This window comes from Sphingobium indicum BiD32 (assembly GCF_000382885.1).
GTDB lineage: Bacteria > Pseudomonadota > Alphaproteobacteria > Sphingomonadales > Sphingomonadaceae > Sphingobium > Sphingobium japonicum_C.
In genome coordinates this window covers 1-10,950 of sequence record NZ_CAVK010000088.1, presented here as the reverse complement: position 1 = coordinate 10,950, position 10,950 = coordinate 1, and the positions used below count along the sequence as shown (strand labels likewise).

Genomic DNA, 10,950 nt, shown 5'->3' with positions numbered 1-10,950 from the left:
CGCGCCTCGCCCCCTGCGTCAAGAACGACGGCGTGCGCTCGCCCCGCCGCGAATCGCGCGCGTTGAGATTCTCGCCGGCCTTCAACCGCGCCTTGCCGCCATAGCGACCCCCGAGGGACACTGGGCAAGCTACGGACGCGGAACGCGGTCTGATCGCCAATCCCAATAGTCGCCACGCGTGGGACACTGACGCCTGGAAAGGGCGCCCGTGTCAGAACACGGCGTGAGGACCCTATTACTCCCTGCTGTCTCAGACACTTGGCGGGACGGAAAGGCGGCCCTCCCGGTTCAAATATTTCTTGGAGATAGAGGGGGCTGCGGTGCAGCGGTCGCAGGGGTTCGAAACCTGCGCATCGTCCGCGCGCTGCGGTCAGCGGCCAGATTGCTCAGATGCTAGCGTGGCGTGCCGGCGGAAGATGCAGGTTCGCAGGAAGACTCGCCACAAAGAGCGGTCCGCAGATGCCGTTCTGCGCGTGCCAATTCCTTCTGGACGGTACGCTTATGAAGCCCGAATTCCGCGGCGATCGCGACCTGCGTCTTCTCGTCACGCCAGGCCGCCAGGAAGATGCCACGCCTCTGGGTGGGCAGGGTTTCGAGCGCGTCGAGCACTCGAGCCAGAGCAAGCCTTGCGCCCGCTGCGCGCTCGGGATCCGGCGCTTCGTCGGTGAGGCCGACGACTGCGGCCGCATCGGCAGGAGTGAACAGCATTTCATGACGTCGCCGGTTTTTCGCCAGATTGATTGCCATTCGATAGAGATAGGAGAGTGGCTTTCTGACCTCCCCGATGGCTGCGCCGCTTCCGAGCTTGAGATAGGCGTCGTGGAGCGCTTCAGTCGCAGCATCCGGCGATCGCAACACACCGCTGAGCCTGACGAGCAGCAAATCATATTCTGTTTCCAACAGAATACGCAGACGGTCGAGCGGCGCGTCCGCGATGCGCTCGGAAGCCCCGCCCTGCCCGCGAAATGGTAACGCGTCGGCGTCCTTCACAGGCTCCGTCGGCACTGCCGCCCCGCTGGCCCGTTGGAATGGATCTGGCTCTTGCGACGCACGCTCCAAACCCCATCGATCTCGAGATCTCGACCAGTGCCATATATCCGCAATACTATGTGCTCATTAGGCAAGGCAGCATCCATCTTCCGGGGCAGCGATCGGCGGCGTCAAGGCGCGCTCGATCTTCCAATCCGGCACACGCCCCGACTTGCGATTCAATCTCAATAACGTAGCTGCTGTTGTCACTCGACACAACTTGACAGGCCGCCTGGCCGACTCGTCGACAGAGTGCATCCGCTTGCAAAAACCTGTCTGTATTAAACGACAGTCCGCGCTTTTGAACGCGGCAGGTGCGCAGTCCTCAAACCAACGATCGAATGGGGGCGGAGATGGTCAGGCTACCTAGCGCCGCCGGCACCATGAAGTCCGCGCTCTACGCAATGGAGTGCCGCGTTGTAAGGCCATCGCCCAACCGGTGATCTCCTCGACCAGTACCAAGCCAAGAGGCGTGCCGGTGCCTATAGACTCTCTTGATGCCCTTTCACGGACGCGGTGAACGCTGCAAGCAATCCCGCGAACACGGCCGCAATCCACAAAGCCCCGAAGGACAGAACGCCACAGACGAGCGCGCCGATTGTGGCCCCCGCGACGAGCGCCAACCAAAGCATCAGATAAGGTACCCAGCCAAACCCTCGACCTGTTGGCTGCGCGATCTCCTCACCCAGTTTGACGAGCGTGCCCGTCATGAAGATGCTGCCAAAGTAGAGCTGGTCGTCTTCTTCAAAGACGGCATTCAATCCCCCCATGGCCAGCGCCATGATGGCGCCCGTGCAGAGCAGCCAACCCGCAACGGCTGTGCCGGCTGCCAAAACCAGCAGCATGGCGACCATTGCGAGCACTGCCGGCTGCCGCTGCCCTGGCATCTTGGCGCCGATCACTGAACCGACCATCACGCCGACGACGAAAGCCCCAATCAGGAGCGCAGCGATGCCAGCGAGCGTCGAGCCTTGCGCGAAGCTGACGCCCATCCGCGTGACATCGGCGATGACGGAAGAGACGAAGAACCCGCCCAGCTTGATGAAACCAACGGCATCGACATACCCTGCCAGCGCCGAGAAGCAGAGCGCCAAGGTGCCGGAACGGGACTCAAGGGAAAGCATCGTCGATAGCTAGCATTCCGAACCCTCGAAGGCGAGGCGATTACGCGCCAGGGCGGGATAGATGCCTCAGCGCCCCCCTTATTGGGAGCCAGCATAGCGGCGATCCGAAAATTGGAACAAAACCCGATCAGAAGCTGGTCGAAGAGAGACATCACCGCTAAGGTCTGCGGAGCGCGCATCGATCGACGCCGAGGAACATCGAGGAACATAACGCATTGAATTCCGTGTCCATCGTTCTTATTCTGTTGCTGGCCGTGGTCATGAGCGGCGCCATCGCAAGGATGCTCCCGCTCGCGATTCCGCGACCCCTTGTCCAGATCGCAATCGGCGCAGCGATCGGTATCAGCGGCACGTTTCGCGCCACGCTTGAGCCCGAGATTTTCTTCCTGCTGTTTCTGCCTCCCCTGCTCTTCCTCGATGGATGGCGGATTCCTCGGGAGGAATTGCTGAAGGATCGCACGACGATCCTGGCGCTGGCCCTGGGGCTTGTCCTCTTCACGGTCCTCGGTATCGGCCTGTTCATCCACTGGCTGATCCCGGCGATGCCAATCGCCGTGGCATTCGCCCTGGCCGCGGTGATCTCGCCGACCGATCCGATCGCGGTGTCCGCGATTGCCCAGCGTGTGCCGATCCCCAGACGGATGATGCATATTCTTGAAGGCGAATCTCTCTTGAACGACGCCTCGGGTCTGGTTTGCCTGCGTTTCGCGGTGGCGGCCGCTCTCACGGGGACGTTTTCTCTTTATGACGCGGCGTTGAGCTTTTTGTGGATGGCGATCGGCGGTATCCTCATCGGCGGAAGCGTGACGTGGGTAGTGACCCGCACCAAGGAGGCAATTTCGAGACGCTATGGTGAGGATGGCGGCTCGCAAATTCTGATCAGCCTGCTCATTCCGTTTGGCGCCTACCTTCTGGCTGAAGCATTCCACTGCTCGGGCATTCTCGCGGCCGTCGCAGCAGGCATCACGATGGGCTTCGCCGAAACGTCAGGACCGGTTCTGGCCGTGACGCGGATCCGCCGCAACACCGTTTGGGACATGATCCAATTCGCTGCCAACGGCATCATCTTCGTGCTGCTGGGCGAACAATTGCCCGAGATACTGGCCGGTGCGGCGGACACCGTTCGGGTGACGGGTCATCACACACCCTGGTGGCTGCTGGGTTATGTCGTCGCGATCACGCTGGGGCTGGCAGCCCTCCGCTTCGCCTGGGTCTGGGTCGCGTTCCGCATGACGCTGTTCCGCCAGGGTCAAGCGACCGCCACCCCCAGTGTGAGGACGGTGTCGGCAATGACCTTCGCGGGCGTCCGCGGCGCGATCACGCTGGCGGGCGTCCTCACGCTGCCTTTGGCTACGGCCGACGGATCGGCTTTTCCCGCCAGGGATCTCGCCATCTTCCTGGCCATGGGGGTCATCATCCTGTCGTTGGTTGCTGGCAGTATCGGTCTGCCGATGCTCCTCCATGGATTGCAGATGCCGGTCGACATCTCGGTCAAGGCCGACGACGATCGCGCGCGTGTCGCGGCGGCTGAAGCCGCGATTGCAGAGATCGAGCGTGTCCAGCACAGTATGGCCGAAGGGCGCAAGGATGCCGATCTTTATGTGGCTGCGGCGGGTCGGATCATGGACGAATATCGCGACCGGATCGAAAGCCGCTCGCAGGATGCGGAGACCTCGACACTCGCACGACGTACGGACAAGATCGAACGTGAAATGCGCCTGGCAGCACTGCGTGCCGAACGCACCGAAATCCTGCGAAAGGTGCGTGCCCGCAAACTTGGCAGCGAAACGGCGCGCAAGATCATTCGTGAGCTCGACCATCTTGAGGCGCGCTACGCCGGATAACAGGGAGATTGCGACTCCCCTATCGCCCCGATGGCCAGGCCATCAGGGCTCAGGGATCGCTACAGTAACGGCAGTTGCTGAATAACCGCCGGAAGCTTCGTAGGCGCTTCGATTCTCAGTTGCTTGTTGACGTTCATACGACCGTAGACGACCGTTATTGCTGAAGTCGATACGCCGAATTCTCCGGCGAGAAACCGCACCATATGATCGGTCGCCCGGCCCAACTTCGGCGCCGCTGTCACGCTGACCATCAGCTGGCGGCCCTTGGATTTCCCGATGGCATCGCTGCGCGCACTGGGTTTGCCCAGAATATTGATGACGAGCGTGTCGTTCTCCCACCAGAAGAACCCGCGATCCTGCCCGGCATGAGATGGCGGCTTAACCTTCGGCTTTTTCATGCGCTGCACATTCACCTGACGACGCGCGGAACGTGATGACAAGCACGTCTCTGAAACCCGCCTGAGCGGCATTCACTCTGCTGATATCGGTGACGCCATGGGTTACGCGCCGATCGTCCAGAAATATTGTATCGAGAGGAGCATCCAGGGTGACCGTCTCCAGATCTTTGCCATTTTCGTCCTGGATATGCGTCACGCCATGTTCGATATTGGTTCGGTTGACCAGCAAAACGCAGGCCCAATCGACCCCGTCCCTATGCATGCCTTCTGGTGTCGGGCTGCCAACCGTCCCTGGACCCGCTTCAATGCGAAACTGGTGCAGTTCCACATCCTGTTCGATCGGCGTCTCACCCAGGGTCGCCTGGGAGAAAAGCGCCTGGCACAACCGCAGGATCGCTTCGGTTGCCGGATTGTCGGCAATGGCTTGTGTCACGGGCTCAAACCAACGCTCGATGCCCCCGTTCAGGCGATTATAGCATCGGCTCTGATAGTGCGCCTTGTGGGTCCTACGCTCGAAAGTTGCAGCAGTGGCACGATAGGCTGCGTAGCGACGCCGACGATAGCGGCCAGCGTCAGCCATATAGGCGTCCGGCCCCAGATCATCCCAACTGGCCGCAAATTGCGACCAACCCTTGCGCGCCTCTCGTGGCAACAGGTCGCGCAATGTGCTCCCCGGAACGCAGGCAAAGCCAAGTCGGCGCACATCCGCGGCGATAGCGGCGAGACACAAGTTCATCGATCAACAATCCATGCGATAGATTGGCCCAAGCCCATTATCGCTTCTTGACGAACTCTGCGTGCAGAACGAGCCCCTTGATACCCTCATAGCGGCAATCGATCTCCTGGGGATCTGCCGTCAGCCTGATCGATTTTATGACGGTGCCCCGGCGAATGGTCTGGCTCGTACCCTTGACCTTGAGGTCTTTCACCAAGGTCACGCTGTCGCCATCGGCAAGCAGATTGCCGACCGCGTCACGTACCATATTGGCGGTGTCGGACATCACCGCGTCCGAAGGATTCACTTCACTAGCAGGCCCCCATTCACCAGTGGCCTCATCGTAAACATACTCGTCGTTCACTGTCATCTTACCGCCTTTTCGTATCTCGAACCCATGTTTCCCTGGATTTGCGCCCAACCAGATTCCTCACTCCGCGCCGCTCGGAAAACATGCCAAGTGATGTACCATATTGATCGTCAATATGCTATCGTCCACTACTGATGCATTAAACATCATGGAGGTGGAATGATCACTTCATATCAAATTAGGGCGGCGCGGGCACTCCTGGGCATCGATCAGCGCGCACTTGGCGAGCTCGCGGGGATTTCGCTCCCAACGATTCAGCGGATGGAATCGTCCGGTGGCCAGGTGCGTGGTGTCGTCGACACGCTGGTCAAGGTGATTGCCGCGCTTGAAGGCGCGGGCGTCGAGCTTTTGGGGGACAATGGGTCGAGCGCCGGTATCGGCCGGGGCGTCAGGCTTCGGGAAAGCACTCCAGCTCCGGGGCAAACGAGGCGTCTCCACCTGATATTCAATCGCCCAGCGGAGATCGTAACCGGTGAAGATGCTCACTAACCCTCCAAGCGGCCAACATTGCGCTGCATTTCCAATCGCCGCCCAGATGCTCAAAGCCTCACCGGCGCGGACCGGATCTGGCAACGGTGAGCTTCAGCTTGTCCGTACGCCGGCCTCTGCCAAGTCGGCGGATATGGATGCCTGATTCCCTCGACCAACGCATCGATGACTATACTCTTCATTGGGACACGCTCATCGACGGCCGAGAGAACACGTCAATTTGCGACGTCGAAGGCCTGTCTAACTCAGACATCCGGTTCCTGGGCAGGCTTGGTCTCTGGCCCGAGCATAACGATCCCGACGACACACGACCTGGATCACCCTATGTCTCCGACATGGGTAAATACCGGTCCCTCCATTTCGACTGGAATTCCGTTCAGAGCGAGATGAACAGGGAAGACCCGCTCGCCTTGACCATAGACTATACGCGCATGATGATGGCGTTCTTGCTCTTCAATCCCAACCCCGCCCGGATCGAAATGATTGGCCTTGGCGGCGGTTCGCTTGCAAAACTCTGTTACTACCTCCTGCCCAATACCGAGATCACGGTTATCGAGATCAGTCGCGAGGTCATTGAGCTTCGAGAGCAATTTCTGGTACCGCCCGACAATGGCCGCTTCCGGATCATCTGTACTGACGGCGCGGACTATGTGCGGGATTCCGATGCACGGCCGGACATCCTGCTGGTCGACGGCTTTGATGCCCATGGCCAGCCGCCCCAGCTCTGTTCCTCGCTGTTTTACGCGCATTGCCACCAACGATTGATGCCCGCTGGGCTGATGATCGCAAATCTCTGGGGCGGCGACCCCTATCGCCGCAGCTATGCCGGCAAGATGCATCGGTGCTTCCAAGGCGATACGCTGATGGTTCCGACCGAGGGCGGGACCAATCAGGCCGTAATCGCCCGGAAAGGAGCCTCTCTGTCCTTGTCTGAAAGCCAAATCGCCGACATCCAGACCAACTTCCGGCAGCGTCAAGCCGCCTTCTTACCGTCGATCGGCCAGCGTATCCGCTGCGCGCTTGATCGAGGTTCCCATTAGCGCTGCGTCCGCTGCCTCGGACGCAGTCCAGCGAATGCGCGGACGCTTAAGCGGCTGCCCACCTCTCGATGATCAGGGCAATGCCCTGCCCGCCGCCGATGCACATCGTGATCAAGGCATATCGCCCACCGGTCCGCTGGAGCTCGTACATGGCCTTGATCGTGATGATGGCGCCGGTGGCACCGACCGGATGACCGAGCCCGATGCCACTGCCATTCGGATTGACCTTTGCCGGATCGAAATCCAGTAATTTGGCAACGGCACAGGCTTGCGCGGCAAATGCCTCATTGGCCTCGATCACGTCGATATCGTTGAGCGTCAGGCCGGCACGCCGCAAAGCGATGGGAACGGCCTCTACCGGACCCAGCCCCATCACTTCGGGGGCAACACCCGCATGGCCCCAGCCCACAATGCGCGCCATCGGCGTGAGCCCCCTGCGCGCTGCTTCTGCCGCAGAGGCCAGGACGAGTGCAGCGCCAGCGTCATTGACGCCGCTCGCATTGCCGGCGGTGACGGTTCCATTCTCTTTGCGAAATGCTGGCCTCAACGCCGCAAGGTCCGCCTCGCTCACATTCTCCCGGACATGCTCGTCCACCTCGAAAAGCACCGTCCCCTTGCCGCTCTTGAGTTCGACTGGGACGATCTGATCGCGGAATCGACCTTCCGTAATGGCGATTGCGGCGCGCCTGTGACTCTCCGCCGCCAGCTTGTCCTGCGTTTCCCGAGTGATGTCATTGCGCTCGGCAATGATTTCGGCGGTGATTCCCATATGTCCAGCGCCGAACGGATCGGTAAGCGCTGCGATCATGGCGTCGACCATGGCTTCATCGCCCATGCGGCGACCCCAGCGCAAGCCTTTGACGACATGAGGAGAATTGCTCATGCTTTCGACGCCGCCCGCCACAGCAATCTCGCATTCCGACAGTGCGATCATCTGCGCGGTGGAGATGATCGCCTGGACGCTCGAGCCGCACAGGCGGTTGAGTGTCAATGCGGGTGTGGTATTCGGGATCCCTGCATTCATTGCCGCGATCCGCGACACATACATATCCTTAGGCTCGCTCTGGATGACCTGCCCCAGAACGACATGCTGAACGTCGGACGGGGCAAGGCCCGCACGGCTGATCGCCTCCTTGATCACGATTCGGCCAAGTTCGACCGGCGCAATGTCCTTGAGGCTCCCGCCAAAATCGCCGATCGCCGTGCGAGCGCCGGCCAGGATGACAACATCTTGCATGATAATGACTTTCGCGATGGGAGCGCCGTTGATCGACGGAATTTCTGGGAAACGGCAAGCGGGGTTGGTTCAGCTGCCAGACACACCCGCGCCTTGACCGGCCAAGAGGGTCGTGACGCAGCATGTCGACCGACGCAGACAGATCGTTGGAAAATGATGTTCGGGAGTGAGGTGCGGCTTGGGGGATAAACGATAGGCTGGCATCCTATGCCGCATCGTCAGTGTTCCCGCCGGGGTGGATCGGCACGGGCGGACGAAGGACCGATCGGTCGGTCGCCTCGCGTAACCTCACACCGCGACCGACACCGATGCTTGACATATTTTCGGCGATCAGCTCGACGCCGGCGCTTTCCAGTGCCTCGACCACTTTCATCAACGTATCGATTATGCCACGAACCTGCCCGTCCGACGCTTCCATACGCTGGATGGTTGGCAATGAAAGGCGCGCCATTTCGGCGAGTTGCCGCTGGTCGACGCCCAAAAGAGCGCGCGCCGCACGCATCTGCGCCGATGTAATCATTCGTTCCAACCTCCACGCCAAAGCGCAATTTAACGATGTATAGAATTGATATATGAATGTTTTATATATGAGTGTAAAGGTAAAAACGGTAATTTCGACGACTCTGGTCGATGAGCGTGCAGCAGCAGGGGGCCACGGCGCTGGCGCAAGCCATTCGTCTGCCGGCCTTGAATGAGGCTTTTGTGCAGCCCCCGCGAACTTGTCTGAACGATTACGAGGGTTTCGGCGCGGTTCACTGCATTGAATCTCCGCTGCATCGATGTAGAATCGGGGATATGTCCATGTCGGAACTTCGCCCTCGCGACCATGGAAACTAAAATTGGACCCGATGTCCTAAACCTGACGGTCGATCATTAACGTCTTTATTTTCGCGATTGCTTTAGCGGGATTGAGGCCTTTGGGGCAGGTTTGCGCGCAATTCATAATCGTATGGCAACGATATAGCCGGAACGGATCTTCCAGATTGTCGAGGCGCTCGCCGGACGCTTCGTCACGGCTGTCCGCGAGCCACCGATAGGCCTGGAGAAGCACGGCCGGTCCAAGATAGCGGTCGCCATTCCACCAATAACTCGGACAGGATGTTGTGCAACAGGCGCACAAAATACACTCGTACAAACCATCGAGCTTTGCACGGTCATGATGACTTTGCTTCCATTCCCCTTGCGGCTCTGGCGTCGTGGTTTGAAGCCACGGCTTTATTTCTGCATATTGCGCATAGAAATGGGTCAAGTCAGGCACAAGATCTTTGACCACATCCAGGTGCGGCAAGGGGTAGATCTTGATATCGCCGTTGATCTCGGCGATGCTCTTGGTACATGCGAGCGTGTTGCTCCCGTCGATATTCATCGCGCATGAGCCGCACACGCCCTCGCGACACGATCGACGAAAGGTGAGGGTCTGATCGATGTCGTTCTTGATCGCGATCAGCACATCGAGAACCATCGGCCCACATGAATCAAGATCGACATCATAGCTGTCGATGCGAGGATTCTGTGAATCGTCCGGGTCATACCGGTATACACGGACTCGGCGGACATTCCTTGCGGTGCGGCTCGCACTATAGTGCTTACCTTTACCTATTTTGGAGTTCTTCGGTAGTGAAAGCTGAACCATGCCGTCTTCCTTCCTCACATCCGAGGACCTGCCAGTATCCGTTGATCAGTACACGCGCGCCTTGGGCTCGATATATTGGATGTCTTCGGTCAGCGTGAATGTATGGACTGGCCGGTAGTCCAAGCGGACGGCCCCCGTCGGATCCACCCACGCCAGACTGTGCTTCATCCATTTTTCATCATCCCGGTCTGGAAAGTCCTCGCGCGCATGCGCTCCGCGACTTTCGGTCCGCGCGATTGCGGAACCGACAAGGGCGGTAGCCTGCAGAAGAAGATTTTCGAACTCGAGCGTCTCGAGCAGATCCGAATTCCAGATCATCGATCGGTCGGAGACGCCGATATCCGAAAGGCCGTCCCACACCTCCCGCAATCCTTGTTCACCTTCCTTCAGAATATCGCCTGTCCGAAACACGGTTGCGAAACTCTGCATCGTGCGCTGCATTTTGAGCCGGAGTTGCGGGGTGGGCGTCTGGCCCTTTGCGTGACGGAGCTTGTCGAACCGGGCGATGCTCGCTGCGCCGGCATCTGCCGGCAATTCCGGTTGGGCCGCGCCAGGTATGAGCATTTCGGCGCAGCGAAGCGCCGCCGCACGACCAAAGACAACGATATCGAGCAACGAGTTGCAGCCCAGGCGATTGGCGCCATGCACCGATACACAGGCGGCCTCGCCCGCTGCCATGAGGCCTGGCACAATGGCGTCGGGATCCCCGCCGGCGGCGCTGATGGCATGGCCATGATAATTGGCTGGTACGCCGCCCATGCAATAATGGGCGGTCGGCAACACCGGTATCGGCTGCCGTGTTACATCGACCCCCGCGAAAATCCGCGCGGACTCCGAAATCCCGGGCAGGCGCTCATGCAGCATCCCCGGCGACAGATGATCGAGGTGCAGATAGATATGATCCTTGTTGACGCCGACCCCGCGCCCTTCGCGAATTTCGACGGTCATCGCGCGCGAAACGACATCGCGTGAGGCAAGATCCTTGGCCGACGGAGCATAGCGCTCCATGAAGCGCTCGCCTTCGGAATTGACCAGATAGCCGCCCTCCCCGCGCGCGCCTTCGGTGATCAG

General features: G+C 59.9%; 12 protein-coding genes. 3 read left to right on the top strand and 9 right to left on the bottom strand.

Features of this window, described 5'->3' with window-relative positions; genetic code table 11:
• Positions 1–393: 393 nt before the first annotated feature.
• Both EBBID32_RS09675 and EBBID32_RS09670 read right to left on the bottom strand, forming a co-directional pair.
• Positions 394–990 (bottom strand): RNA polymerase sigma factor, encoded by a 597-nt coding sequence (locus tag EBBID32_RS09675; protein WP_006954890.1) that lies wholly within the window; start codon positions 988–990, stop codon positions 394–396.
• Between the two features lie 521 nt (positions 991–1,511).
• Entirely contained in the window at positions 1,512–2,153 is a 642-nt protein-coding gene (locus EBBID32_RS09670; RefSeq protein ID WP_006954888.1) for a YoaK family protein, read from the bottom strand.
• A 215-nt stretch (positions 2,154–2,368) separates the two neighbouring features.
• On the opposite strand from EBBID32_RS09670, the gene EBBID32_RS09665 reads away from it, so the two are divergent.
• On the top strand, positions 2,369–3,997 hold the full coding sequence (locus EBBID32_RS09665) for a Na+/H+ antiporter (protein ID WP_037490029.1): 1,629 nt from the start codon (positions 2,369–2,371) through the stop codon (positions 3,995–3,997).
• 59 nt (positions 3,998–4,056) lie between these two features.
• Here EBBID32_RS09665 and EBBID32_RS09660 read toward each other — a convergent pair whose 3' ends face one another.
• The 3 genes from EBBID32_RS09660 to EBBID32_RS09650 are packed head-to-tail and all read right to left on the bottom strand — an operon-like array spanning position 4,057 to position 5,480.
• Positions 4,057–4,395 (bottom strand): DUF167 domain-containing protein, encoded by a 339-nt coding sequence (locus EBBID32_RS09660; protein ID WP_006954883.1) that lies wholly within the window; start codon positions 4,393–4,395, stop codon positions 4,057–4,059.
• On the bottom strand, positions 4,376–5,131 hold the full coding sequence (locus EBBID32_RS09655) for a 2OG-Fe dioxygenase family protein (protein ID WP_006954881.1): 756 nt from the start codon (positions 5,129–5,131) through the stop codon (positions 4,376–4,378). The genes EBBID32_RS09660 and EBBID32_RS09655 overlap by 20 nt, the downstream gene beginning before the upstream one ends.
• A gap of 37 nt (positions 5,132–5,168) precedes the next feature.
• The gene (locus EBBID32_RS09650) at positions 5,169–5,480 is read right to left on the bottom strand and encodes a zinc ribbon domain-containing protein YjdM (RefSeq protein WP_037490028.1); all 312 of its coding nucleotides are present in this window, start codon (positions 5,478–5,480) and stop codon (positions 5,169–5,171) included.
• Between the two features lie 159 nt (positions 5,481–5,639).
• Here EBBID32_RS09650 and EBBID32_RS09645 point away from each other — a divergent pair, with 159 nt between their 5' ends.
• Together EBBID32_RS09645 and EBBID32_RS09640 are read left to right on the top strand one after the other, a co-directional pair.
• Complete coding sequence (locus EBBID32_RS09645; RefSeq protein ID WP_037490027.1) at positions 5,640–5,969, top strand: helix-turn-helix domain-containing protein; 330 nt, start codon at positions 5,640–5,642, stop codon at positions 5,967–5,969.
• A gap of 137 nt (positions 5,970–6,106) precedes the next feature.
• Positions 6,107–7,009 carry a transferase gene (locus EBBID32_RS09640; protein WP_156022520.1) on the top strand — a complete coding sequence of 301 codons (903 nt, stop codon included), beginning with the start codon at positions 6,107–6,109 and terminating at the stop codon, positions 7,007–7,009.
• Positions 7,010–7,055: 46 nt separating this feature from the next.
• Here the strand turns inward: EBBID32_RS09640 and bktB are convergent, their stop codons facing one another.
• The 4 genes from bktB to EBBID32_RS09620 form a co-directional block, all read right to left on the bottom strand.
• Complete coding sequence (gene bktB / locus EBBID32_RS09635) at positions 7,056–8,246, bottom strand: beta-ketothiolase BktB (protein WP_006954877.1); 1,191 nt, start codon at positions 8,244–8,246, stop codon at positions 7,056–7,058.
• Positions 8,247–8,451: 205 nt separating this feature from the next.
• Entirely contained in the window at positions 8,452–8,766 is a 315-nt protein-coding gene (locus EBBID32_RS09630; RefSeq protein WP_006954873.1) for a helix-turn-helix domain-containing protein, read from the bottom strand.
• 333 nt (positions 8,767–9,099) lie between these two features.
• Entirely contained in the window at positions 9,100–9,879 is a 780-nt protein-coding gene (locus tag EBBID32_RS09625; protein ID WP_006954871.1) for a succinate dehydrogenase iron-sulfur subunit, read from the bottom strand.
• Positions 9,880–9,924: 45 nt separating this feature from the next.
• Positions 9,925–10,950 (bottom strand): FAD-binding protein (locus tag EBBID32_RS09620; RefSeq protein WP_037490026.1); only part of this gene is annotated, 1,026 nt, incomplete at its 5' end.